Below are 23728 nucleotides of genomic sequence, written 5' to 3'. Positions count from 1 at the left end.
GCATGGACATGCGCGCAGATCTGCTGATTGTCGGAGCCGGAATGGTCGGCAGCGCCCTGGCGCTGGCGTTGCAGGACAGCGGGCTGGAAGTCCTGCTGCTCGACGGCAGCCCGCTGAGCGTCAAACCCTTCGACGCCGAAGCTGCGTTTGAACCGCGGGTGAGCGCGTTGTCGGCGGCCAGCCAGCGGATACTCGAACGCCTCGGCGTGTGGGATGGCATCGCCAAACGGCGCAGCAGTCCATACACCGACATGCACGTGTGGGACGGCAGCGGCACCGGTCAGATTCACTTTTCGGCGAGCAGCGTGCACGCCGAGGTGCTTGGCCATATCGTCGAAAACCGCGTTGTGCAGGATGCCTTGCTCGACCGTTTGCACGATTGCGATCTGGGCATGCTCGCCAATGCACGACTGGAACAGATGCGTCGCTCGGGCGATGACTGGTTGCTGACATTGGCTGACGGTCGTCAGTTGCGCGCGCCGTTGGTAATCGCGGCGGACGGTGCCAACTCGGCAGTGCGACGCCTGACCGGCGTGGCCACCCGCGAGTGGGATTATATGCACCACGCCATCGTCACCAGTGTGCGCAGCAGCAAACCGCATCAGATGACCGCGTGGCAGCGCTTTACCGATCACGGGCCGCTGGCGTTTCTGCCGCTGGAACGTGACGGGCAGCAGGACTGGTGCTCGATCGTCTGGTCGACCACGCCAAGCGAAGCCGAACGCTTGATGGCGCTGGATGAAGCGGGTTTCTGCCGTGAGCTGGAGCTTGCGTTTGAAGGTCGCCTGGGCGAAGTCATCAGTGCGGATCCGCGACTTTGTGTGCCGCTGCGTCAGCGCCACGCCAAGCGTTATGTGGCGCAGGGTCTGGCGTTGATCGGCGATGCGGCGCACACCATTCACCCGTTGGCGGGGCAGGGCGTGAACCTCGGTTTCCTCGATGCGGCGGTGCTGGCTGAAGTGCTGTTGCAAGCAGCCGGGCGTGGTGAGCGTTTGGCGGATGTGAAGGTGCTGAGCCGTTACGAGCGTCGGCGCATGCCGCATAACCTGGCGCTGATGGCGGCGATGGAAGGGTTTGAGCGGTTGTTTCAGGCCGATCCGTTGCCTGTCAGGTGGTTGCGTAATGCCGGGTTGAAGCTGGTTGAGCAGATGCCTGAGGCGAAGGCGTTGTTTGTGCGGGAGGCGCTGGGTTTGACCGGTGATCTTCCGGCGTTGGCCAAGGTCTGACATTTTCGTTGCGGCTGATGGCCTCATCGCGAGCAGGCTCACTCCTACAGAGGAACGCATTTCAAAGGTAGGAGTGAGCCTGCTCGCGATGGCGCCCGTCCAGGCACCACAATTTTCAAGCTGTGCAACATCTGGTAACTCCTTCAAAAAGAGTTCGATTGAGGTGGTAAATGTGAGTCCTTATCATTTGGCCCACATTTTCCGACCGAGAGACCGCTCCCATGTTGGCACCCAAGCGTCTTCTGACCGCACTGGCCTTGACCCTGATCGGCAGCACCACGGCCCAGGCCGCTGATGAGGTGGTGGTTTACTCGTCGCGCATCGATGAACTGATCAAACCGGTTTTCGATGCCTACACCGCCAAGACCGGGGTGAAGATCAAGTTCATCACCGACAAGGAAGCGCCGCTGATGCAGCGCATCAAGGCCGAGGGTGAAAACGCTACCGCCGACCTGCTGCTCACCGTTGACGCCGGCAACCTCTGGCAGGCCGAGCAGATGGGCATCCTGCAGCCGTTCACCTCGAAGACCATCGACGCCAATATCCCGCTGCAATATCGCTCGTCGACTCATGCCTGGACCGGCCTGAGCCTGCGAGCGCGGACCATCGCCTACTCCACCGAACGGGTGAAGCCGGGCGAACTGACCACCTACGAAGCACTGGCTGACAAGAACTGGGAAGGGCGCCTGTGCCTGCGCACGGCGAAGAAGGTCTACAACCAGTCGCTGACCGCGACCATGATCGAAGTCCACGGCGCCGAGAAGACCGAGAAGATCCTCAAGGGCTGGGTTAACAACCTGTCCACCGACGTGTTCTCCGATGACGTTGCGGTGCTCGAAGCGATCAACGCCGGCCAGTGCGACGTTGGCATCGTCAACACTTACTACTACGGCCGCCTGCACAAGCAGAAGCCGGAGTTGCCGGTAAAATTGTTCTGGCCGAATCAGGCGGATCGCGGCGTACACGTGAACCTGTCGGGCATTGGCCTGACCAGGCATGCGCCGCACCCGGAAGCGGCCAAGGCTTTGGTTGAATGGATGACCACACCTGAAGCGCAGAAGATTTTTGCTGACGTTAACCAGGAGTTCCCGGCCAACCCGGCGGTGGCGCCTTCGGAAGAAGTGGCGGCGTGGGGCAAGTTTGTGGCCGACACCTTGCCGGTGGAAGTGGCGGGCAAGCGTCAGGCTGAGGCGATCCGGATGATGGATCGGGCGGGTTGGAACTGATCCGGCGTTCATACTGCGCACCGTGAACCTGATCGTTCCCACGCTCCGCGTGGGAATGCATCCCCCGACGCTCCGCGTCGTGCCGCTGAAAGCGTGACGCAGAGCGTCACAGGATGTGTGCCCACGCAGAGCGTGGGCACAATCATTTGAACGAGACTGTTTCTTTGGCCCACCCCGCCCAACGCCGCTGGTACCCCATCGTCTTCGCCATAGCCTCGCTGGTGCTGTTGCCCCTGAGCGTCCTGCTGCTTTCATGGCAGACCATCGATCAACAGATCTGGTCGCACCTGTGGGAAACCCAGATGCCACGCTTGCTGGGCAACACCCTGACGCTGGTCATTGGCGTCGGTGTCGGTGTGACGCTGCTCGGCGTCAGTCTCGCCTGGCTGACCAGCCTCTGCGAATTCCCTGGGCGGCGCTGGCTCGATTGGGCGCTGATGCTGCCCTTTGCCATTCCGGCTTACGTGTTGGCCTTCGTCTTCGTCGGTCTGCTCGACTTTGCCGGTCCGGTGCAGACGCTGCTACGTGAATGGTTCGGCACTGGCTTGCGGCTGCCACGGGTACGCTCCACCGGCGGGGTAATTGTGGTGTTGGTGCTGGTCTTCTATCCCTACGTCTACCTGCTGGCACGCACCGCATTTCTCGCCCAAGGCAAAGGCCTGATGGAAGCGGCGCGGGTGCTCGGCCAGTCGCCATGGCAAGCCTTTTGGCGTGTGGCGTTGCCGATGGCGCGCCCGGCCATCGGCGCCGGCGTGGCGCTGGCGCTGATGGAAACCCTGGCGGATTTCGGCGCGGTGTCGGTGTTCAACTTCGACACCTTCACCACGGCGATCTACAAAACCTGGTACGGCTTCTTCAGCCTGTCGAGCGCGGCGCAACTGGCCAGCCTGTTGCTGCTGGTGGTGATGCTGGTGCTGTACGGCGAACGCCGAGCGCGCGGGGCAAATCGGGCAAGCAACGAGCGGCCACGGGTTAAGGCGCTGTACCACTTGCGTGGGTTCAAGGCGCTCGCGGCGATGAGCTGGTGCGGATTGGTCTTCGCCTGCGCTTTCGTCATTCCGATGCTGCAACTGCTCGTCTGGTTCTGGCAGCGCGGCCGTTTCGATCTCGACGAGCGTTACGCCGGGCTGATCGTCCACACCCTGTATCTGGGCGGCATGGCCGCGTTGATCACCGTCAGCGTCGCGTTGCTGCTGGCCTTCGCCCGGCGCTTGGCGCCGACGCCGGCGATCAACTCCGGTGTGGGGCTGGCCAACCTCGGTTACGCCTTGCCGGGCTCGGTGTTGGCAGTGTCGATCATGCTGGCGTTCAGTTATCTGGACCGTGAGCTGGTGATTCCGCTGTCAGGCTGGCTCGGCGGCGCTGGTAAACCGCTGCTGCTCGGCAGTCTGGCCGCTTTGCTGATGGCTTATCTGGTGCGCTTCATCGCTGTCGCCTACGGCCCGCTGGAAAACAGCTTGGCGCGTATACGGCCATCTTTGCCTGAAGCAGCACGTAGCCTCGGTGTCAGTGGGCCGCGACTGTTTTTCAAAGTGTATCTGCCACTCTTGCTGCCCGGCACGCTGAGCGCCGCGTTGCTGGTGTTCGTCGATGTGCTCAAGGAAATGCCCGCGACCCTGCTGATGCGCCCGTTTGGCTGGGACACGCTGGCGGTGCGGATCTTTGAAATGACCAGCGAAGGCGAATGGGCACGGGCGTCGTTGCCGGCGTTGACTCTGGTTCTGGTCGGCTTATTGCCGGTCATCGGACTGATTCGCCGTTCTGCGCACCGAAACACTTAGTCGTCAGTCCTGAATCATGCGGCTACAATGCGCGGCATTCGGTGCGGTTAGTCTGTCAGACCTGTTCGCTGGAATCGGCTGAGAGCCTTCTATTTCAAGGCTTTCACCCGTACAGCGGCTGTCCGCACCTTCGCCACGCCCGGAAGGAGAAACCCATGGGACAGCGTACGCCTCTGTATGACCTGCATCTCGCCTTAGGCGCGAAGATGGTCGATTTTGGCGGTTGGGACATGCCACTGCATTACGGCTCGCAGGTCGAGGAGCACCACGAAGTGCGCCGCGATTGCGGGGTATTCGATGTCTCCCACATGACCGTGATCGATGTCACCGGCAGTCAGGCCAAGGCCTGGCTTCAGCATCTGCTGGCCAATGATGTCGACCGCCTGCACCGCCCCGGCCGTGCGTTGTACAGCACCATGCTCAACGAGCGCGGCGGCATCGTCGACGACATGATCGTCTACCGCCTCGACGATGCGTATCGTCTGGTGTTCAATGCCTCCACCCGCGATCAGGATCTGGCGTGGATGAATGCGCAGCTTGGCGATTACGACGTGCAACTGCACGAGCGCTCCGAACTGGCGATGCTCGCCATTCAAGGCCCGCAGGCCCGGCACAAGATTGCCGAACTGGTGACCCAGGCCCGCGCCACGCTGATCCAGCACCTCAAACCCTTCGAAGGCTATACCGACGGCGACTGGTTTATCGCCCGTACCGGTTATACCGGTGAGGATGGTCTGGAAATCTGTCTGCCGGCCAATCAGGCGCCGGGGTTCTTCAACGATCTGGTCGGAGCCGGCATTTCCCCGATCGGCCTCGGTGCCCGCGACACCCTGCGGGTTGAAGCCGGGATGAACCTCTACGGTCAGGACATTCATCAGGACGTTTCGCCACTGGCCTCGAACATGGCCTGGAGCATTGCCTGGGAGCCGGCCACCCGCCAGTTCATCGGCCGTGCTGCGCTGGAAGCGGAAAAAACCGCCGGCGTTGCGCACAAACTGGTCGGCCTGGTGCTGGAAGAACGCGGTGTTTTGCGCGCTCATCAAGTGGTTCGCATCGCTGATGTTGGCGAAGGGGAGATCACCAGTGGTAGTTTCTCTCCTACGCTAAGCAAATCGATTGCCCTGGCGCGTGTGCCGATGGCAACTGCCGACCGCGCCGAAGTGGAAATCCGTGGCAAGTGGTACCCGGTGCGAGTGGTCAAACCGACCTTCGTACGCCATGGCAAAACCTTGATCTAACCTTTTCCGGCGGGCATGACCGCTGACCCAATTCCCGAGGACACCGAAGATGAGCAATATCCCCGCTGAACTGCGTTTTGCCGAAAGTCATGAATGGGCCCGTCTGGAAGCCGACGGCACCGTCACCGTGGGCATCAGCGACCACGCGCAGGAAGCGCTGGGCGATGTGGTGTTCGTCGAACTGACCGAAATCGGCAAAACCTTCGCTGCGCAAGATCAGGCCGGTGTGGTTGAGTCGGTGAAAGCCGCTTCCGACATCTATTCGCCGATCAGCGGTGAAGTCATCGCGGTCAACGAAGAGCTGGGCGGTTCGCCAGAGCTGCTGAACTCCGACCCGTATGGCGCGTGGATCTTCAAGCTCAAGCCAAGCGACAAGGCTGAGCTGGACAAGCTGCTCGACGCCGCTGCCTACAAAGCCGCTATCGGCGAATAAACAACATCCTGTAGGAGCTGCCGCAGGCTGCGATCTTTTGATGTTGTCTTTTATAAGATCAAAAGATCGCAGCCTGCGGCAGCTCCTACACGGTGCGATGCAGGACGGTTTTTACTGCGGCCACCGAACGTTCGACGTCGTCTTTGCTCATCGCGGTAAACATCGGCAGTGACACGATCAGCCGACCGACACGCTCGGCCACCGGCAACATCCCCTCTTTGAAACCGCGCTCGCGGTACAGACTCAGCAAGTGAATCGGCGGGTAGTGATAGCCGATGCCGATACCCCGTGCCTGCATCTGCTCCATGAAGGTCGCCCGCGCCGGCAGGCCATCCTTGCGCTCTGGCAGCACCAGTTGAAACAGATGCCAGTTGCTGTGGGTGAAATCCGTCGGCGGCAGTTGCGCGCCATACACAGCTTCGAAGTCATCGCCAAAACATTTGAAGTAATGGCGAGCCAGTTCGCGTCGATGAGCGGTCAGGCTTTCGATATGAGCGAATTGCCCGAGACCGATGGTGGCTGCAACGTCAGTCATGTTGAATTTGCCACCCAGCACATCGACGTCCAGACCATCGAAACCGTTGCGGGTCACGCCTTGCAAACGGTACTTCTCCGCCAGCCGCGCTTCCTCTGCCGTGTTCAGCACCAGGCAGCCGCCTTCCGAGCAGGTGACATTCTTGTTGGCCTGGAAACTGAACGACACAAAATCGCCAGTGGCACCGATGCGCTGGCCGTTCCAGCTCGAACCCAAGGCCTGCGCCGCGTCTTCGACAATGCGCAGATTGTGCTTGCGGGCGATGGCATACAGACGATCCATGTCCACCGGCAAACCGGCGAGGTACACCGGAATCACTGCTTTGGTGCGTGGCGTAATCGCCGCTTCCAGCTGATCCAGATCGATGTTGCGGGTCAGCGGGTCGATGTCGGCAAACACCGGCGTGGCGCCGACCTCAAGGATCACGTTGGCCGTGGCCACCCAGGAAATTGGCGTGGTGATCACCTCGTCGCCGGGGCCGATGCCGGCGATGCGCAAGGCGATTTCCATGGTGCAGGTGCCGGAGTTGAAAGTGCGTACCGGACGCCCACCGAAATATTCCGACAGCTGCGCTTCAAAGGCCTGAACCTTCGGCCCGCTGGTGATCCAGCCGGAGCGCAAGACCTCGCCGACGGCGGCAATGGTGGTTTCATCGATGACAGGTTTGGAAAACGGCAGGAACGGCAATCGGCTCATGAGGCTTTGATCATCCAGAGGTCGGACGCCCGAGGCAGGCGCCACAGCATGGCCCGGAACACCCTCGGCCGCCAAGCCGTGTGCGACGATATCGACTGCTATGCTGGTTTGACCGTGTTGCATTGACGCCGAGCGCCAGCCAAGAGAGAGCCCGTCATGTCCCAGTTGCCGTCCCTGAGCCAGTTACGCGAACCCGATGCCTTCCTGCGCCGTCACCTCGGCCCCGACGCTGCCGAACAACAGGCGATGCTCGACAGTCTCGGCCTTGGCAGCCGGGTCGAGTTGATCGAGCAGACCGTACCGCCGGGCATTCGCTTCAACCGCGCGCTCGATTTACCCGGCGCGCTGGATGAACAAGCGGCATTGGCCAGGCTGCGCGGTTATGCCGAGCAGAATCAGGTCTGGACCAGCCTGATCGGCATGGGCTATCACGGCACCCTCACGCCGACCGTCATCTTGCGCAACGTGCTGGAAAATCCTGGCTGGTACACCGCGTACACGCCGTATCAACCGGAGATCGCGCAGGGCCGGCTCGAAGCGCTGCTGAATTTCCAGCAACTGACCATCGACCTCACCGGTCTGGAACTGGCCAACGCGTCTTTGCTCGATGAGGCCACTGCGGCGGCGGAAGCCATGGCATTGGCCAAGCGCGTCGCCAAGTCGAAGAGCAATCTGTTTTTCGTCGATGAGAACTGTCATCCGCAGACCATTTCCGTGGTGCAGACCCGTGCTGAAGGTTTCGGCTTCGAACTGCTTATCGACACTGTGGATAACTTGAAGCAGCATCAGGTGTTCGGCGCACTGCTGCAGTATCCAGACACCCACGGTGAGGTTCGCGATCTGCGACCATTGATCGATCACTTGCATGCGCAACAGGCGCTGGCCTGCGTCGCCACGGATTTGCTGAGTCTGTTATTGCTGACGCCGCCGGGTGAGCTGGGCGCCGATGTGGTGTTCGGTTCGTCGCAACGCTTTGGCGTACCGATGGGCTATGGCGGCCCGCACGCGGCGTTCTTTGCCAGTCGCGAGGAATACAAACGGGCGATACCGGGGCGCATCATCGGTGTGTCGAAAGATGCCCGAGGTAATGTGGCGCTGCGTATGGCGTTGCAAACCCGCGAGCAGCATATCCGCCGCGAAAAGGCCAATTCGAACATCTGCACGGCGCAGGTGCTGTTGGCCAATATCGCCAGTTGCTACGCGGTGTATCACGGGCCGGAAGGCTTGAAGCGTATCGCCCAGCGCGTGCATCGGCTGACCTGCATTCTGGCGGCCGGGCTTGAGCGCAAAGGCATCAACCGGATCAATGCGCAGTTCTTCGACACGCTGACGCTGGACGTTGGCGGTGCGCAAACAGCGATCATTGAAAGTGCCCAGGCTGCGCAGATCAACCTGAGGATTCTCGGGCGCGGTCGGGTTGGTCTGAGTCTCGATGAGACGTGCGATGAAATCACCGTGGCGAAATTGTTCGATGTGCTGCTCGGTGCCGATCATGGGCTAAACGTCGAGGAACTTGACGCCGAAATCCTCGTATCGGGGATCCCGGATAACCTCCAGCGCAAAACACCGTACCTGCGCCACCCGGTATTCAACGCCCACCACAGCGAAACCGAGATGCTGCGCTATCTCAAGCAACTGGAGAACAAGGATCTGGCGCTCAACCAGTCGATGATTCCGCTGGGCTCGTGCACCATGAAACTCAACGCCACCAGCGAGATGATCCCGATCACCTGGCCGCAATTCGCCAACCTGCATCCGTTCGTGCCCCGCGAGCAGGCGGTCGGTTACACCTTGATGATCGAAGAGCTGGAGCGCTGGCTCTGCGCAATCACCGGGTTCGATGCGATCTGCATGCAGCCCAACTCCGGCGCTCAGGGCGAATACGCCGGTCTGCTGGCGATCCGCAAGTATCACGAGAGCCGTCAGCAGGGCGCACGGGATATCTGCCTGATACCGTCCTCGGCCCATGGCACCAACCCGGCTTCGGCGCAGATGGCCGGGATGCGTGTGGTGATCGTCGAGTGCGACGAGGCCGGCAACGTCGATCTGCAGGATTTGAAAGCGAAAGCCGCCGAGGCGGGGGATAAGTTGTCGTGCCTGATGGCGACTTATCCGTCGACCCATGGTGTGTACGAGGAGGGCATCAGCGAGATCTGCGAGGTTATCCACAAACACGGCGGTCAGGTGTACATGGACGGCGCCAACCTCAATGCGCAGGTCGGGCTGGCGCGGCCAGCGGACATCGGCGCCGACGTGTCGCACATGAACCTGCACAAGACCTTTTGCATTCCGCATGGCGGCGGCGGCCCGGGCATGGGGCCGATCGGTATTCGCGCGCATCTGGCGCCGTTTGTTGCCAATCACCCGGTCGTGCCGATTGACGGGCCGCTGGCGCAGAACGGCGCCGTCAGCGCAGCACCGTGGGGCAGCGCGAGCATTTTGCCGATCAGCTGGATGTACATCGCCATGATGGGGCCGCAATTGGCCGATGCCAGTGAAGTGGCGATCCTGGCGGCAAATTACCTGGCGCAGCATTTATCCGGTGCGTTCCCGGTGTTGTATACCGGGCGTAACGGGCGCGTAGCCCACGAATGCATTCTCGACCTGCGACCGTTGAAGGCGCAGACCGGCATCAGTGAGGAAGACGTTGCCAAGCGTTTGATGGATTACGGCTTCCATGCACCGACCATGTCGTTCCCGGTGCCGGGGACGTTGATGGTCGAACCGACCGAGAGTGAATCCAAGGCTGAGCTGGATCGGTTTATCGGCGCGATGCTGAGCATTCGCGCAGAAATCACTGAAGTGCAGAACGGCAACTGGCCGACCGAGGACAACCCGTTGAAACGCGCGCCGCATACTCTGGCGGATGTCACCGGAGTTTGGGAGCGGCCTTACAGCATCGAGCAGGGCATCACCCCGGATGCCCACACCAAGGCGCACAAATATTGGCCGGCGGTGAATCGGGTCGACAACGTCTACGGGGATCGCAACCTGTTTTGCGCCTGTGTCCCGGTGGACGATTACCGCTGAAGATCAAAAGATCGCAACCTTCGGCAGCTCCTACCCTGATCCCTGTAGGAGCTGCCGAAGGCTGCGATCTTTTGATTTTGCTTAAAAAAATGCCGCTCGATTGAGCGGCATTTTTGCTTCGGCGAAAGACTTACTCGGAAGCCACGGCGTTCTTCGCCAGAATCGCATTCGCCAGTTCCATGTCCGATGCCTGCAGGCCCGGATTGTCGGCGCGGACTTTCTGCATCGCTGCTTCCAGATACGGCCCACGAATGCCGCCGTCGCTGGCAACGAAGCTGCCGGCATCGTCCTGCGCGGCGATGATCAGCTTGTGATCCTTGAAGGTCAGGTAGGTCGAACCGGTGGTGGCACCGGACGAGATGACGTTACGCCAAAAGCTGTCCGCCATGGCCGAACCAACGGGAAGGGACAGCAAGGCCAGTGTGGCAACAGCAAGTTTGAGACGCATGATGAAGTGACTCCTGGGGGGTTAACTACCGCGTTGGATTGCCATTCCCCCGATCCAGTTCCGTGATGGGCTATTTCTGCTCGCTCTGCGGCGTCACCCGCAGCACTTCCTCGACTGTCGTCAGCCCCGCCGCGACTTTTTGCGCGCCGGACAGGCGCAAACTGCGCATGCCTTCCTTGAACGCCTGTCGGCGAATCGCCGTGAGGTCGGCGTCGGGGGTGATGAAGGCCTTGAGGCTGTCGCTCAGTTGCATGATTTCGTAGACCCCGGCGCGGCCGCGATAGCCAGTGTCGCGGCATTCCACGCAACCAATGGCACGTTGCGCGTTGCCCGGCAGCGGCGCTTGCCACGGGCGTGTCAGGGTTTGCCAATCCTCTTCCGCCAGCGTTAGCGGCGCCTTGCAGTGCGGGCACAAGGTGCGCACCAGACGCTGAGCCATGACGCCGAGCACGGTGGCTTTGATCAGGTAATGCGGCACGCCGAGTTCGAGCAAACGGCTGATTGCGCTGGGGGCGTCGTTGGTGTGCAGGGTCGACAGCACCAAGTGCCCGGTGAGCGCCGCCTGAATCGCCATTTCAGCGGTTTCCAGATCGCGGATCTCGCCGATCATGATGATGTCCGGGTCTTGCCGCATCAGTGCGCGCACCCCGGCGGCGAAGCTCAGGTCGATGTTGTGCTGCACCTGCATCTGGTTGAAGGCCGGTTCGACCATTTCGATCGGGTCTTCGATGGTGCAGAGGTTCACTTCCGGCGTCGCCAGTTTTTTCAACGTGGTGTACAGCGTGGTGGTCTTGCCCGAGCCGGTCGGCCCGGTGACCAGAATGATGCCGTTGGGCTGACGCGTCATGTCCTGCCAGCGGCGCAAATCGTCAGCGCTGAAGCCCAGTTGATCGAAATCCTTGAGCAGCACTTCCGGGTCGAAGATCCGCATGACCATTTTTTCACCGAACGCTGTAGGCAGGGTCGAAAGCCGCAGCTCGACTTCGCCGCCATCCGGGGTCTTGGTCTTGACCCGGCCGTCCTGCGGTTTGCGCTTCTCGGCGACGTTCATCCGCCCGAGGCTTTTCAGGCGACTGACAATCGCCATGGTCACCTGCGGCGGGAATTGATAGACGTTGTGCAGCACGCCGTCGATGCGAAAACGCACCGTGCCTTGCTCGCGTCGCGGTTCGATGTGGATATCGCTGGCACGCTGCTGGAAGGCGTACTGGAACAGCCAGTCGACGATGTTGACGATGTGCGCGTCGTTGGCGTCGGGTTCCTGATCGCTGGCGCCGAGGTTGAGCAGTTGCTCGAAGTTGCCGAGGTTGCCGCTCTGGGCGTCGGCATTGCTGGCGCCGCTGACCGATTTCGCCAGGCGGAAAAACTCGACACTGAAGCGCTGGATGTCCGCCGGGTTGGCCACCACCCGTTTGATCGGCAGCTTCAAGACATGGGTGAGATCCGCCTCCCAAGCCGTGACGTAAGGCTGGGCACTGGCCACGGTGACCGAGTCACGATCGACCGCCACGGCGAGAATCTTGTGCCGTTGCGCAAAGGCGTAGGACATCAGCGGCGTAATCGCGGCGACGTTGATTTTCAGCGGGTCGATACGCAGATACGGCTGACCGGCCTGCTGCGCCAGCCACAGGGTCAGGCTTTCCAGGTCGAGGTGTTTGCCCGGACGGCTGAGGTCGTCCAGTTGCTGGCTGGCGATGAATTGCAGTGGATGCATCTGGCCATGGGCGGCGTGGCGACGGCGGGCATTCAGCGCCTGTTCCGCCGAGTCCTGGCCAATGAAACCTTGGGCGACCAGTTCACGCAGCACATCGTTGATTTCCAGCCAGCGGTCCTGAGTGGCGAATTGAACGGACATGCGGGCTTCCTTTTAAACGACAGTGCGCAAAAGGATAGTCGCGGCCCGCTAGACCGTTGGGCCACTACCCGACGAAGTCGTTGCCGGATTTGTCAGCCGGCCGCTTGCGTCCGCGCATCCCAAGCGCTGTCGGCGTTTTGCAGATTTACCGAGCAGACGCTGATCAGGTTACGAAGTTTTTCCGCGATCACTTGCGCGCGATGCCAGCTCAACCCGCCCATGACGAGGTCGATGGACAGCAGATCGTCGATGCGCTGCACGTTGACCTGCTCAGGCGTGAGGAACTGCAACGCGAACAGATTCAGCACCCGCACCAGCAGATCCGGCTCGGCTTCGGCGAGGATTTGATATTGCGCCAGGCAATGGGCGTTGCTGACGTTCCAGACATCGGCGCGAGTGGGCTGGGTGGTGACGGCTTCGAGGTGCGGCATGGCGAGTCTCCAAAATCTCTGGAGGAATTTTTACATTCGGTGCGGGGTATTTCTTGGCTATGATCGGCGTTATTGGCGAATGATCGAATGGATCAATTCGCAGAATATTCGATTAGAGGTTTTTCTATGCACAGCGAGCTGGACAGCTACGACCGCAAGATTCTCGCCCTGCTGCAAGAGGATGCTTCACTGTCCAGCGCGCAGATCGCCGAACAGGTCGGCTTGTCACAATCGCCGTGCTGGCGGCGGATTCAGCGGATGAAAGAAGAGGGGATCATTCGCGGCCAGGTAACCTTGCTCGATCGCAAGAAAATTGGCCTGAACACGCAGATCTTTGCCGAGATCAAACTCAACGCGCATGGGCGTTCGAATTTCACCGAATTCACCGAGGCGATTCGCGGTTTTCCGGAGGTGCTGGAGTGTTATGTGCTGATGGGTGCAGTGGATTTTCTGTTGCGGATCGTCGCGGCGGACATTGAGGCGTATGAGCGGTTCTTCTTCGAGAAGCTGTCGCTGGTGCCGGGGATTCAGGAAGTGAATTCGATTGTGGCGTTGTCGGAGATCAAGTCCACCACGAGTTTGCCGGTTTGAGGCAAGGCAACTGGCCTCTTCGCGAGCAGGCTCGCTCCCACAGGGGATTGCATTCCAATGTTGGGAGCGAGCCTGCTCGCGAAAGCGGTTTTACATGCGCAGGAGCATTTTCCACGCGCGATTCTGGTAAACCGCAATCGCCTGCTGCTTGCGTGCATCGAGCAGTTCGTCAGTGATCGTCGGTTCGTTGGCCAGTTGCGCCAGTTTGTTCAGCTCGCCGTACAGACGATCCATTTCCGCGATGTCCAGCACGTTGCGCGCGTGGTGCAGCCAGACCTGAATGCGCTCGATACGCGGCAGTTGTTCAGCCAGATCTTCCGGCTGCTGCTGGTAGCGCTGCAATTGCAGGGCCGTGGCTTCTTCGCCCAACAGGCGCGGCAACCAGCTGTGCAACTGCGCGCCACCCTGACGATTGCCACGCACGTTGCGCTCGGCGGTCCAGGTGCGGGCCAGCAACCAGCGTGAAGTGGTCAGCGAGAACAGGCCCCAGCGCGGGTCTTCGAGTTCTTCGAGGAACTGTTCCGGCGCGGCTTTGCGCACGTCTTCGTCTTCGATACCGGCCTGCACCAGTGGGCGCCAGTCTTCCAGCAAAGCATCCAGCGCCACGCGCAGGTCGTGAGTCGACTGACGCGGTGCGGCCTGGCCGAGGCTGCTGAGCAGGGCGCGCATTTCCGCGAGGTTCTCGACCCAGTCGAGCAACAGGCGCCAGTGGCCGTTGAAACGGTACTGTTCAGCCAGACGCTGGCTGCTGCCGAGCAAATGCCAGCTCAGTGCGGCGAAGGCGTCGTCGAGTTGGGTTTCCGGAGTCAGCTCGGGTGCCGGCAGACTCAGCGAGTAGCTGTTGGCGTCGTACAGACGATAACCGCGCTCAGCCTTGCTGATGTCGCACGGCATCAGCGCCAGGGTTTCGGCCAGTTCGGCAGCCAGTTCCAGCAGCGCGGCAGGCTCGCCTTCGCGCAGTTCCAGTTCCAGCTCGCAGATTTCTTCTTTTTGCTTGCCGACGACAACGTGGCCAAGATCCAGCGCGGCTTCGATGACCACTTTGGTTTTGCCACGGCCCCAGGCGATTTCCGCACGTTCGCGGACGAAATCGGTGGTGAAGATCGGCTTGAGGGTTTTCTTGTCCAGCTCGGCCAGCGACTCGGGCCAGCATTCGCCGTCGAGTTTCTTCACGTCGAGCTTGGCTTTCGGCAACTTCCAGTCGTATTCATTACGCTCGGACAGACCGGCGACGCTCTGGCCACGGGTCTTGAGGGTCTGAATCACTTCGTCACCGTCCTTGCGCAGGCGCAGGGCGACTTTGGCCTGGGCCAGATCGCGCTCGGGGGTGTCGAAGTACTGGTTCATCAACTCACGGCGTTCCCAGCCACTTTTGTTGCGTTTTTTCAGTAACGGGTGCTCGCGCAGGGCAGCGAGGGTTTCGCGGCTGACGCGGAGTTTGATTTCGGTTTCTTTCTGCATGGCCGGAAAATCCAGGATCGGGAGCGCAGCCGGGGGAATGTGTGGCTGCCAAGGCCGTGCAGTGTACAGGACTCAAACTTCCTATGCCCTGCGGCGGTTTATTCCGAGCGCCGGATGGCTCTATGATGGACTTCAATTCGGGAGTTGGAGTCAGCGATGCCTTTGCCGTCCATGCAAGACCAGTTCGCGGCGCTGATCGCCGCGCCGTCGGTCAGCTGTACCCAACCGAGCCTCGACCAATCCAATCGCGCGGTGATCGATCTGCTCGCCGGCTGGCTGGGTGACCTGGGCTTCAGCTGTGATATCCAGCAGGTCAGCCCCGGCAAATTCAACCTGCTCGCCAGTTTCGGCAGCGGCCCCGGCGGGCTGGTGCTGGCCGGGCACAGCGACACGGTGCCGTACGACGATGCGTTGTGGCAGACCGATCCGCTGAAACTCACCGAAGTCGATGGCCGCTGGGTCGGGCTCGGCAGTTGCGACATGAAGGGCTTCTTCGCACTGATCATCGAAGCCGTGCAGCCGCTGCTCGATCAACCGTTCAAGCAACCGCTGCTGATCCTCGCCACCTGCGATGAAGAAAGCTCGATGTCCGGCGCCCGTGCGTTGGCCGAGGCCGGGCGACCGTTGGGCCGCGCAGCGGTCATTGGCGAGCCGACCGGGCTTAAGCCGATCCGCATGCACAAAGGCATCATGATGGAGCGCATCGACATTCTCGGGCAGAGCGGCCATTCGTCGGATCCACGCCTGGGCCACAGCGCACTCGAAGCGATGCACGATGCCATTGGCGAACTGCGCGGTCTGCGCCTGTTGTGGCAGCGTGAATTCAATAACCCGCAGTTCAGCGTGCCACAACCGACGATGAACTTCGGTTGCATCCATGGCGGCGACAACCCCAACCGCATCTGCGGTCAGTGTTCGCTGGAGTTCGATCTGCGGCCGTTGCCGGGCATGGACCCGAAAGTCCTGCGCGCGGAAATCCTGCGCAAGCTCAACCCGGTGGCCGAGCGGCATCAGGTGAAGATCGACTACAAGCCGTTGTTCCCGGAAGTGCCGCCGTTCGAGCAGGCTGAAGACGCCGAACTGGTGCGTATCGCCGAAAAGCTCACCGGTCACAGCGCCGAAGCAGTAGCGTTCGGCACCGAAGCGCCTTATCTTCAGCGCCTTGGCTGCGAAACCATCGTCCTCGGCCCCGGCGACATTGCCTGTGCGCATCAGCCCGGCGAGTACCTTGAAATGTCACGTTTGCAGCCTACCGTGCATCTATTACGGCAACTGATTGAACATTACTGCCTGAAGAATTGAACGCCTCCCTTGTAGGAGCTGCCGAAGGCTGCGATCTTTTGATCTTGTCTTTTAAAAACAAAGTCAAAAGATCGTCCGATCGCGGCCCGAGCCTTCGGCAGCTCCTACAGGGGCAGGTCGTTAAATTAGTGGGAATCCAACCCGTATTCATGAGGAGAGCGCGCGTGTCGCCAAGCCTGTTCCGACGATAACCATCAGCCCGCTGTGCGTTTTCCGTTTCGCCCCTTTTTCGGCTGCTATTTATTACAGGCCCAGGTTCATGCCCGAATACGTTAACTGGCTTCGTCACGCGTCCCCTTACATCAATGCCCACCGCGACTGCACCTTCGTCGTCATGCTGCCCGGCGACGGCGTGGAGCATCCGAATTTCGGCAACATCGTCCACGACATCGTCCTGCTGCACAGCCTTGGCGTGCGTCTGGTGCTGGTGCACGGTTCGCGTCCACAGATCGAAACCCGCCTCGCCGCCCGTGGCCTGACCCCGCATTACCACCACGGCATGCGCATCACCGATGCGGCAACGCTGGAGTGTGTGATTGATGCCGTTGGCCAGTTGCGCATTGCCATCGAAGCGCGGCTGTCGATGGACATGGCTTCGTCGCCGATGCAGGGCTCGCGTTTGCGCGTGGCCAGCGGCAACCTCGTCACGGCGCGGCCGATCGGCGTGCTCGAAGGCGTCGACTATCACCACACCGGCGAAGTGCGCCGGGTCGACCGCAAGGGCATCAATCGTCTGCTCGATGAGCGCTCGATCGTATTGCTGTCACCGTTGGGCTACTCGCCGACCGGTGAAATCTTCAACCTCGCCTGCGAAGACGTCGCCACCCGCGCCGCCATCGACCTGGGCGCCGACAAACTGCTGTTGTTCGGTGCCGACCTCGGCCTGATCGACGAAAACGGCAAACTGGTGCGTGAACTGCGTCCACAGCAAGTGCCGGCACATTTGCAGCGTCTGGGCAGCAACTATCAGGCGGAACTGCTCGATGCCGCCGCCGAAGCCTGCCGTGGCGGCGTGGCGCGCAGCCATATCGTCAGTTACGTCGAAGATGGCGCGCTGCTGACCGAACTGTTCACCCGTGATGGCGGCGGTACGCTGGTGGCGCAAGAGCAATTCGAACTGGTGCGTGAGGCGGCGATTGAAGACGTTGGCGGCTTGCTCGACCTGATCAGCCCGCTGGAAGAGCAGGGGATTCTGGTGCGTCGTTCGCGCGAAGTGCTGGAGCGCGAGATCGAGCAGTTCAGCGTGGTTGAGCGTGAGGGCATGATCATCGCCTGTGCGGCGCTGTATCAGATTGCCGATTCCGACGCGGGTGAGCTGGCGTGCCTGGCGGTGAATCCGGAGTACCGCCATGGCGGTCGCGGTGATGAATTGCTGGAGCGCATCGAAACCCGAGCACGGGCGCAGGGTTTGAAGACGCTATTTGTCCTCACCACACGCACCGCTCACTGGTTCCGCGAGCGCGGGTTCGAGCCGAGCAGCGTCGAGCGCCTGCCGGCGGCGCGGGCTTCGCTGTACAACTTTCAGCGCAATTCGAAGATCTTCGAAAAGACCTTGTGATCGATCGTTCCCACGCGCTGCGTGGGAACGCCTCAACGGACGCTCCGCGTTCGGCTCTCGATGGGACGCGGAGCGTCCCGGGCTGCATTCCCACGCAGAGCTGTGGGAACGATCAATTACTCGGTGATGAACTTCGCGCTGACGTACGGCGAATAATCCGGCAGCACCGTCTCAACCTTGCCCTGCTCCTTCAAAAACTTCGCCGTCTCGCCAATCGCCTTCGCCGTGCCGCCGTCCAACAGCGCCGTGGTTTGCTGCGCCTTGGCATCCGGGAACGCTGAACCTGCGAGCAGTTCCGGCACATCGGCGGCGTTGGCACCGGTCAATTTGGCGATTTTTTGCACAGGTTCGGAGTCAGCCGTCCAGCTGTCTTTATGGCTGGCGTAATCGGCAAACGCGTCTAGAGTGACCTTGGCAAATTTGGCCACGACGTCAGGATGCTTCTCGGCGAAGTCCTTGCGGGCGACCCAGACTTCGAAGGTTGGCGCGCCCCATTGGCCGACCTGCGCGGCATCGGTGAGGGTCTTGCCGGTCTTGCGGATTTCCCCAAGCGCCGGTGACCAGACAAACGCACCATCGATATCCCCACGCTTCCACGCGGCAGCGATTTCTGCGGGTTGCAGGTTCACCACTTTGACTTTCGAGGCGTCCAGGCCCCAATGCTTGAGTGCGCCGAGCAGGCTGTAATGGGAAGTAGAGACAAAGGGTGTGGCGATGGTTTTGCCGATAAGGTCCTGCGGGGCATTGATACCGCTGCCATTACGCACCACCAGTGCTTCGGCGGCATTGATCTGCGCCGAAACGATAAACGCCACAATCGGCAGATTGCGCGAAGCCGCCGCTGCCAACGGGCTGGAGCCGAGATTGCCGATCTGCACATCGCCGGATGCAATGGCTGTCACAACTTCCGGGCCACTGTTGAAGCGGCGCCAGTCGATTTTCTCGCCGATGGTTTTCTCGTAAACGCCGTCGGCCTGAGGGACTTTGCTCGGGTCGATCCCGGTTTGGTAGCCGACGGTGAGGTTGGCGGCGTGAGCGGAAAAAGAAATCAGTGCTGACACACAAACTGTAACAAATTGACTAGATAGTGCGCGTTTGGCCATCATGGCGTCGCCTTTTCGATAGGGTTTGACGATTCGGGGTTACGCCAAAGCTAATCGATATAAAAAAAGGCTAACAAATACCATTTAGGAATGAGCTTAGTCGCCGATACGCTGTTTTCCGGCGAAGGTGGCAAGATACTGGCCATATTCCGAAATGATATGAAAAAGAATGAATAAATTCTTTTTGGGTTTATCAGGAAATCTTTACTCTGCACGGACCAAATCACTGCGATTAGACCTTGGTCGTAGACATACAAGGTTACGATTGACTTGTCAGTCACGGTCTGGCGCTAATCGCGCATCTTAGGACCCGGGGCATCAGACCCAGGGCCAGGAACACAAGAATTAGAAACGAGAGGAGCTTTACATGAACAAGTCCACCTTGGCCCTGGCTGTGGCCGTAGGGGTTATGGCGCAGCAGGCAGGCGCCGCCGGTTTCATCGAAGACAGCAAAGCTACTTTGGGGCTGCGTAACTTCTACATCAACACTGATAACCGTGATGGCGACGTCAACGCTCCCGCCAACAAGCGTGGCGGCGTTCAGAGCAAGCAAGAAGAATGGGGCCAAGGCTTCGATCTGCGCTTCATCTCCGGTTACACCCAAGGCACCGTAGGCTTCGGTATCGACGCTATCGGCCTGTTGGGCGTGCGTCTGGATTCCGGTGGTGGCACTAACGGCGCTTCCCCAGCGACCGCCACCAACTACGGTTCCTACGGTGGCACTGTTTTTCCGAGCAAATCCAATGGCGAAGCGGTTGATAACTTCTCCAGCCTGGGTCTGACTGCCAAGGCCAAGATCTCCCAGACCGAACTGAAGCTGGGTACTCTGCAGCCGAAAAACCCGGTCATCGTCACAAACGATGGTCGTCTGCTGCCGCAAACCTTCCAGGGTGGCCAGATCACTTCGGCCGAAATCAAGGATCTGACCCTTGTTGGTGGCCAGATCGAGCACGTCAAAGGTCGTAATTCCAGCAACAACGAAGAACTGTCGATTGCAGGTGCCAACGGTCGTACTGCGACTGGCCGCGACAGCAACAAGTTCATCTATGCCGGTGGTGACTACAAGATCAACAAGGATCTGACTGCTCAGTACTACTACGGCAATCTGGATCAGTTCTACAAACAACACTTCCTCGGTCTGGTTCACAACTGGGCAATCGGCCCGGGCGTGTTGAAGTCGGACTTCCGTTACTTCAACAGCCGTGACGACGGTGCTAACGGTCACGATGCCAACTACTTCACCACTGGTGACTACGGTACAGGCATCACCAAAGGCAAGGTCGACAATAACCTGTACAGTGGCTTGTTCCTGTACACCGTTGAAGGTCATACCTTCGGTGGCGGTTACCAAGTCAGCAACGGTAACAGCGATTTCCCGTGGCTGAACCAGGGTGACGGTTCGTCGAACTACACCATCACCGACATGCAAATCCAGAAGTTCGGCCGTGCTGGCGAACGCACCTGGCAGGCGCGCTACTCGTATGACTTCGCTAAAGTGGGCATTCCTGGTCTGACTGCCGGCATGGTTTACCTGCGTGGCGATAACATCGACACCACCGGCAAAGTCGGCTACAACCAGGTCACCGTCAACGCCACCGGCCGTTCCGAGTGGGAACGCGACCTGACCGTTGGCTACGTCGTACCAGAAGGTCCACTGAAGAACCTGGGCCTGATGTGGAAAAACGCTACTTGGCGCAACGACATCCCAGGTCAGCGTGACCAGGATGAAAACCGCCTGATCGTCAGCTACTCGATCCCGCTGCTGTAATCGCGCGTTTCGATTCGTTGATGTAAAAAAAGCCCCGTCCGGCATCGCGCCGGACGGGGCTTTTGCATTTTTCGAGTCAGGCCCACCCCCGTAAGCCTGCCCCGAAATTCCCCTCTTTACAGCAACTCAAGGCCTTCTCGAACCTTGCGACCGATGTTCGTCGGGATGCCGCCGAGCGTCCAGTGAACAGATGTTTAATATTCACTTATGATCTAGATATCTCATTATTTATTCTTTTTCACGATGGCAAATCCCGGGCTACAGTTGAGGTCTCGAACAACTCATCAGGAGCAGCACCATGAGCCTCAGACTCGGCGACATCGCCCCCGATTTCGAACAGGATTCCAGCGCCGGCAAGATTCGTTTCCACGAATGGCTGGGCGATAGCTGGGGCGTGCTGTTCTCCCACCCGGCGGACTTCACCCCGGTGTGCACCACTGAGCTGGGTTTCACCGCCAAGCTCAAGGATGAGTTCGCCAAGCGTGGCGTCAAAGCCATCGCGCTGTCAGTCGACCCGGTGGACTCGCACCACAAATGGATCGAAGACATCAACGAAACCCAGAACACGATCGTCAATTTCCCGATCCTGGCCGATGCCGATCGCAAGGTCTCCGATCTGTATGACCTGATCCATCCGAACGCCAACGACACACTGACCGTGCGTTCGCTGTTCGTGATCGATCCGAACAAGAAGATTCGCCTGACCATCACTTATCCGGCGAGTACCGGGCGCAACTTCCACGAGATTCTGCGGGTAATCGATTCGCTGCAGCTCACCGACAACTACAAGGTGGCCACCCCGGCCAACTGGCAGGACGGTGATGAGGTAGTGATCGTGCCTTCGTTGAAGGATGAGGAAGAGATCAAGCAGCGCTTTCCCAAGGGCTATCGCGCGGTGAAGCCGTACCTGCGCCTGACGCCACAGCCGAATAAGTGACCTTACTGGGCAGATCGTTCCCACGTCGAGGCGTCGAACTGTCCGCGTGGGAATGCCGCTGGACGCGCAGCGTCCTTGGATTCATTCCCACGCAGAGCGTGGGAACGATCAGTGTGTAGCCACAAAGCAGGGGATTTCGGGCCGTTTCGACGGCCTTTTTTTTCGCCTGCCGTTTGCAGGAAGTTATATCTCCAAAACGAATAACCAAATGAATAAATATGATTTATGGATATATAAATCAGCTGGTAAGGTCACTCCCATCGAAGCGAGATCGCAACCCGCGAATCGCCAGTAACGCTTAAGGAATTGTCTCGATGCTGGTCGTCTCACTCGGTGGCAGTCCCAGCCTGCGCTCCCGTTCCGGGGTGCTGCTGGAGCGCTCACAACGCTGGTTACAGCAGCAAGGGGTGGAAGTGGTGAGTTATCAGGTGCGGGATTTCCCGGCCGAAGATTTGCTCCATGCCCGCTTCGACAGCCCGAAGGTGCTCGACCTGCTGCAACAGATTGAAAACGCCGACGGCCTGCTGATCGCCACACCGATTTATAAAGCGTCGTTTTCCGGCGCGTTGAAGACCCTGCTGGATCTGCTGCCCGAGCGCGCCCTGAACCACAAGATTGTCTTGCCGATGGCCACCGGCGGCAGCATCGCCCACATGCTGGTGGTCGATTACGCGCTCAAGCCTGTGCTGTCGGCGCTCAAAGCCCAGGAAATGCTCCAGGGGATTTTCGCCGAGGACAGCCAGATCGCTTACGGCGAAGGCAGTGCCGCGGCGCAACTGGCTCCGGCGCTGGAGCAGCGTCTGCATGAAGCGCTGGATCAGTTTGTCGGCGCCATGGCCCGCCGGCCGAAACCGCTGGAACCGGGCCTGTTGAACGAACGTTTGTTGAGTGCTCGCTGGAGCATTTAAAGCAATTTTATTTTTTTGTTTGAAAAGTCGCCGAGCGAAGAGCAGGCAAGGCAAAAGTTAGCGAGGAAGCGGAGTTGACGTTAGTCAATGAGCATTCCGAGCTGACTTTTAACGCAGCATGATCGAGCGCAGGCACTTTTCAGGCAAAAAAACTCACCTTACTCAGCCGCTAACGGTTAAGCAGGTGCAGCCAAAACCCAACAGCAAAAAGGAGAGCGCTATGCGCACTGTATTTTTGCGTCGTGGTCTGGTCGCTCTGTTTGCTGCGGCTGTCACCTTCGGCGCCATCACTCAAGCTCAAGCCGAGACCTTGCGGATCGGTTATCAGAAGTACGGCACGTTGGTGCTGCTCAAAGCCAAAGGCACTTTGGAAAAACGTCTGGCTGCCCAAGGCGTCGACGTGCAATGGACTGAATTCCCCGGCGGCCCGCAGCTGCTCGAAGGCCTGAATGTCGGCTCGATCGACTTCGGCGTCACCGGCGAAACCCCGCCAGTCTTCGCTCAGGCGGCCGGTGCCGATCTGCTCTATGTCGCCTACGAGCCGCCAGCGCCGAACAGCGAAGCGATCCTTGTGCCGAAAGACTCGCCGATCAAATCGGTGGCCGATCTCAAAGGCAAGAAAGTCGCTCTGAACAAAGGCTCCAACGTGCACTACCTGCTGGTGCGCGCACTGGAAGACGCCGGCCTCAAGTACACCGACATTCAAACCGTCTTCCTGCCGCCGGCCGATGCCCGCGCCGCGTTCGAGCGTGGCAGCGTCGACGCCTGGGTCATCTGGGATCCGTACCAGGCTGCCGCCGAGAAACAGCTGCAAGCGCACACCCTGCGCGACGGCAAAGGCATCGTCGACAACCACCAGTTCTACCTCGCGACCAAGCCATACGCACAGAAAAATCCTGAGGTGATCAAGACCCTCGTGGAAGAAGTGCGCGCCGTTGGCGAGTGGTCCAAAGCCAATCCTGAAGACGTGACCCAACAGGTCGCGCCACTGCTCGGCCTGCCGGCGGACATCACCCTGACCTCGGTAAAACGCCAAGGCTACGGCGCGTTGTTCCTGACCCCCGAAGTGGTCGCCGCGCAGCAGAAAATCGCTGACACGTTCTTCCAGCTCAAGCTGATTCCCAAGCCGCTGAGCATCAAGGATGTGATCTGGACACCGCCGGCCGCTGTGGCCCAAAGCTCGGCCACCCAAGCCCAGTAA

Annotated in this window: 19 protein-coding genes; 13 read left to right on the top strand and 6 right to left on the bottom strand. The window is 60.1% G+C overall.

Annotated elements, in window-relative coordinates:
* Nucleotides 1–8 precede the first annotated feature (8 nt).
* From P3G59_RS28040 to gcvH, 5 genes are all read left to right on the top strand, one after another.
* A complete protein-coding gene (locus tag P3G59_RS28040) occupies nt 9–1226 on the top strand; it encodes a 2-octaprenyl-3-methyl-6-methoxy-1,4-benzoquinol hydroxylase (protein ID WP_277762209.1) in 1218 nt (405 codons plus the stop codon).
* A gap of 221 nt (nt 1227–1447) precedes the next feature.
* A complete protein-coding gene (locus P3G59_RS28035) occupies nt 1448–2452 on the top strand; it encodes an extracellular solute-binding protein (protein ID WP_277759771.1) in 1005 nt (334 codons plus the stop codon).
* A 164-nt stretch (nt 2453–2616) separates the two neighbouring features.
* A complete protein-coding gene (locus tag P3G59_RS28030; protein ID WP_277759770.1) occupies nt 2617–4233 on the top strand; it encodes an iron ABC transporter permease in 1617 nt (538 codons plus the stop codon).
* Nucleotides 4234–4388: 155 nt separating this feature from the next.
* Nucleotides 4389–5471 carry a glycine cleavage system aminomethyltransferase GcvT gene (gcvT, locus tag P3G59_RS28025; protein ID WP_277759768.1) on the top strand — a complete coding sequence of 361 codons (1083 nt, stop codon included), beginning with the start codon at nt 4389–4391 and terminating at the stop codon, nt 5469–5471.
* A 49-nt stretch (nt 5472–5520) separates the two neighbouring features.
* On the top strand, nt 5521–5904 hold the full coding sequence (gene gcvH, locus P3G59_RS28020) for a glycine cleavage system protein GcvH (RefSeq protein ID WP_277759767.1): 384 nt from the start codon (nt 5521–5523) through the stop codon (nt 5902–5904).
* Nucleotides 5905–5989: 85 nt separating this feature from the next.
* On the opposite strand, the gene P3G59_RS28015 is transcribed toward gcvH, so the two are convergent.
* Nucleotides 5990–7135 carry a DegT/DnrJ/EryC1/StrS aminotransferase family protein gene (locus P3G59_RS28015; protein WP_277759766.1) on the bottom strand — a complete coding sequence of 382 codons (1146 nt, stop codon included), beginning with the start codon at nt 7133–7135 and terminating at the stop codon, nt 5990–5992.
* 156 nt (nt 7136–7291) lie between these two features.
* Here P3G59_RS28015 and gcvP point away from each other — a divergent pair, with 156 nt between their 5' ends.
* Nucleotides 7292–10165 (top strand): aminomethyl-transferring glycine dehydrogenase, encoded by a 2874-nt coding sequence (gcvP, locus tag P3G59_RS28010; protein ID WP_277759765.1) that lies wholly within the window; start codon nt 7292–7294, stop codon nt 10163–10165.
* A 130-nt stretch (nt 10166–10295) separates the two neighbouring features.
* Here gcvP and P3G59_RS28005 read toward each other — a convergent pair whose 3' ends face one another.
* The 3 genes from P3G59_RS28005 to P3G59_RS27995 all read right to left on the bottom strand — a co-directional run bounded on the left by P3G59_RS28005 (nt 10296) and on the right by P3G59_RS27995 (nt 12899).
* Nucleotides 10296–10616: a DUF2388 domain-containing protein gene (locus P3G59_RS28005; protein WP_174245147.1), complete on the bottom strand. Its 321-nt coding sequence runs from the start codon at nt 10614–10616 to the stop codon at nt 10296–10298.
* A gap of 67 nt (nt 10617–10683) precedes the next feature.
* Nucleotides 10684–12468, bottom strand: a complete 1785-nt coding sequence (locus tag P3G59_RS28000; protein WP_277759764.1) for a type II/IV secretion system protein — start codon at nt 12466–12468, stop codon at nt 10684–10686.
* A 92-nt stretch (nt 12469–12560) separates the two neighbouring features.
* Entirely contained in the window at nt 12561–12899 is a 339-nt protein-coding gene (locus P3G59_RS27995) for a hypothetical protein (protein ID WP_277759763.1), read from the bottom strand.
* Between the two features lie 126 nt (nt 12900–13025).
* Between P3G59_RS27995 and P3G59_RS27990 the strand changes: the two genes are divergently transcribed.
* Nucleotides 13026–13490 (top strand): Lrp/AsnC family transcriptional regulator, encoded by a 465-nt coding sequence (locus tag P3G59_RS27990; protein ID WP_016983809.1) that lies wholly within the window; start codon nt 13026–13028, stop codon nt 13488–13490.
* Between the two features lie 90 nt (nt 13491–13580).
* Here the strand turns inward: P3G59_RS27990 and P3G59_RS27985 are convergent, their stop codons facing one another.
* The gene (locus P3G59_RS27985; RefSeq protein WP_277759762.1) at nt 13581–14951 is read right to left on the bottom strand and encodes a CYTH domain-containing protein; all 1371 of its coding nucleotides are present in this window, start codon (nt 14949–14951) and stop codon (nt 13581–13583) included.
* A 156-nt stretch (nt 14952–15107) separates the two neighbouring features.
* On the opposite strand from P3G59_RS27985, the gene argE reads away from it, so the two are divergent.
* Nucleotides 15108–16253, top strand: a complete 1146-nt coding sequence (argE, locus tag P3G59_RS27980) for an acetylornithine deacetylase (RefSeq protein WP_277759761.1) — start codon at nt 15108–15110, stop codon at nt 16251–16253.
* A 259-nt stretch (nt 16254–16512) separates the two neighbouring features.
* Nucleotides 16513–17811 (top strand): amino-acid N-acetyltransferase, encoded by a 1299-nt coding sequence (gene argA / locus P3G59_RS27975; RefSeq protein ID WP_277759760.1) that lies wholly within the window; start codon nt 16513–16515, stop codon nt 17809–17811.
* A gap of 116 nt (nt 17812–17927) precedes the next feature.
* Here argA and tauA read toward each other — a convergent pair whose 3' ends face one another.
* Nucleotides 17928–18914 carry a taurine ABC transporter substrate-binding protein gene (tauA, locus tag P3G59_RS27970; protein WP_277762208.1) on the bottom strand — a complete coding sequence of 329 codons (987 nt, stop codon included), beginning with the start codon at nt 18912–18914 and terminating at the stop codon, nt 17928–17930.
* 367 nt (nt 18915–19281) lie between these two features.
* Between tauA and P3G59_RS27965 the strand changes: the two genes are divergently transcribed.
* The 4 genes from P3G59_RS27965 to P3G59_RS27950 all read left to right on the top strand — a co-directional run bounded on the left by P3G59_RS27965 (nt 19282) and on the right by P3G59_RS27950 (nt 23728).
* Entirely contained in the window at nt 19282–20682 is a 1401-nt protein-coding gene (locus tag P3G59_RS27965; RefSeq protein WP_277759759.1) for an OprD family porin, read from the top strand.
* A 298-nt stretch (nt 20683–20980) separates the two neighbouring features.
* On the top strand, nt 20981–21619 hold the full coding sequence (locus tag P3G59_RS27960; protein ID WP_277759758.1) for a peroxiredoxin: 639 nt from the start codon (nt 20981–20983) through the stop codon (nt 21617–21619).
* 314 nt (nt 21620–21933) lie between these two features.
* Nucleotides 21934–22527 (top strand): NADPH-dependent FMN reductase, encoded by a 594-nt coding sequence (ssuE, locus tag P3G59_RS27955; protein ID WP_277759757.1) that lies wholly within the window; start codon nt 21934–21936, stop codon nt 22525–22527.
* Between the two features lie 220 nt (nt 22528–22747).
* A complete protein-coding gene (locus tag P3G59_RS27950) occupies nt 22748–23728 on the top strand; it encodes a sulfonate ABC transporter substrate-binding protein (RefSeq protein WP_213026894.1) in 981 nt (326 codons plus the stop codon).

This window comes from Pseudomonas sp. A34-9 (assembly GCF_029543085.1).
Classification (GTDB): Bacteria; Pseudomonadota; Gammaproteobacteria; order Pseudomonadales; family Pseudomonadaceae; genus Aquipseudomonas.
Note: the sequence above shows the minus strand (reverse complement) of the source record. Positions and strands in the feature narration are given on the sequence as shown.

Bases quoted from the DNA above. Each gene is read 5' to 3' on its own strand.
- P3G59_RS27990 (WP_016983809.1), top strand. From the start codon at position 13,026: ATGCACAGCGAGCTGGACAGCTACGACCGCAAGATTCTCGCCCTGCTG.
- P3G59_RS27965 (WP_277759759.1), top strand. From the start codon at position 19,282: ATGAACAAGTCCACCTTGGCCCTGGCTGTGGCCGTAGGGGTTATGGCG.
- gcvH (WP_277759767.1), top strand. From the start codon at position 5,521: ATGAGCAATATCCCCGCTGAACTGCGTTTTGCCGAAAGTCATGAATGG.
- ssuE (WP_277759757.1), top strand. From the start codon at position 21,934: ATGCTGGTCGTCTCACTCGGTGGCAGTCCCAGCCTGCGCTCCCGTTCC.
- argA (WP_277759760.1), top strand. From the start codon at position 16,513: ATGCCCGAATACGTTAACTGGCTTCGTCACGCGTCCCCTTACATCAAT.
- P3G59_RS27995 (WP_277759763.1), bottom strand. From the start codon at position 12,899: ATGCCGCACCTCGAAGCCGTCACCACCCAGCCCACTCGCGCCGATGTC.
- P3G59_RS28035 (WP_277759771.1), top strand. From the start codon at position 1,448: ATGTTGGCACCCAAGCGTCTTCTGACCGCACTGGCCTTGACCCTGATC.
- gcvP (WP_277759765.1), top strand. From the start codon at position 7,292: ATGTCCCAGTTGCCGTCCCTGAGCCAGTTACGCGAACCCGATGCCTTC.
- tauA (WP_277762208.1), bottom strand. From the start codon at position 18,914: ATGGCCAAACGCGCACTATCTAGTCAATTTGTTACAGTTTGTGTGTCA.
- P3G59_RS28015 (WP_277759766.1), bottom strand. From the start codon at position 7,135: ATGAGCCGATTGCCGTTCCTGCCGTTTTCCAAACCTGTCATCGATGAA.
- P3G59_RS28000 (WP_277759764.1), bottom strand. From the start codon at position 12,468: ATGTCCGTTCAATTCGCCACTCAGGACCGCTGGCTGGAAATCAACGAT.
- P3G59_RS27985 (WP_277759762.1), bottom strand. From the start codon at position 14,951: ATGCAGAAAGAAACCGAAATCAAACTCCGCGTCAGCCGCGAAACCCTC.
- P3G59_RS28040 (WP_277762209.1), top strand. From the start codon at position 9: ATGCGCGCAGATCTGCTGATTGTCGGAGCCGGAATGGTCGGCAGCGCC.
- P3G59_RS27960 (WP_277759758.1), top strand. From the start codon at position 20,981: ATGAGCCTCAGACTCGGCGACATCGCCCCCGATTTCGAACAGGATTCC.
- P3G59_RS27950 (WP_213026894.1), top strand. From the start codon at position 22,748: ATGCGCACTGTATTTTTGCGTCGTGGTCTGGTCGCTCTGTTTGCTGCG.
- argE (WP_277759761.1), top strand. From the start codon at position 15,108: ATGCCTTTGCCGTCCATGCAAGACCAGTTCGCGGCGCTGATCGCCGCG.
- gcvT (WP_277759768.1), top strand. From the start codon at position 4,389: ATGGGACAGCGTACGCCTCTGTATGACCTGCATCTCGCCTTAGGCGCG.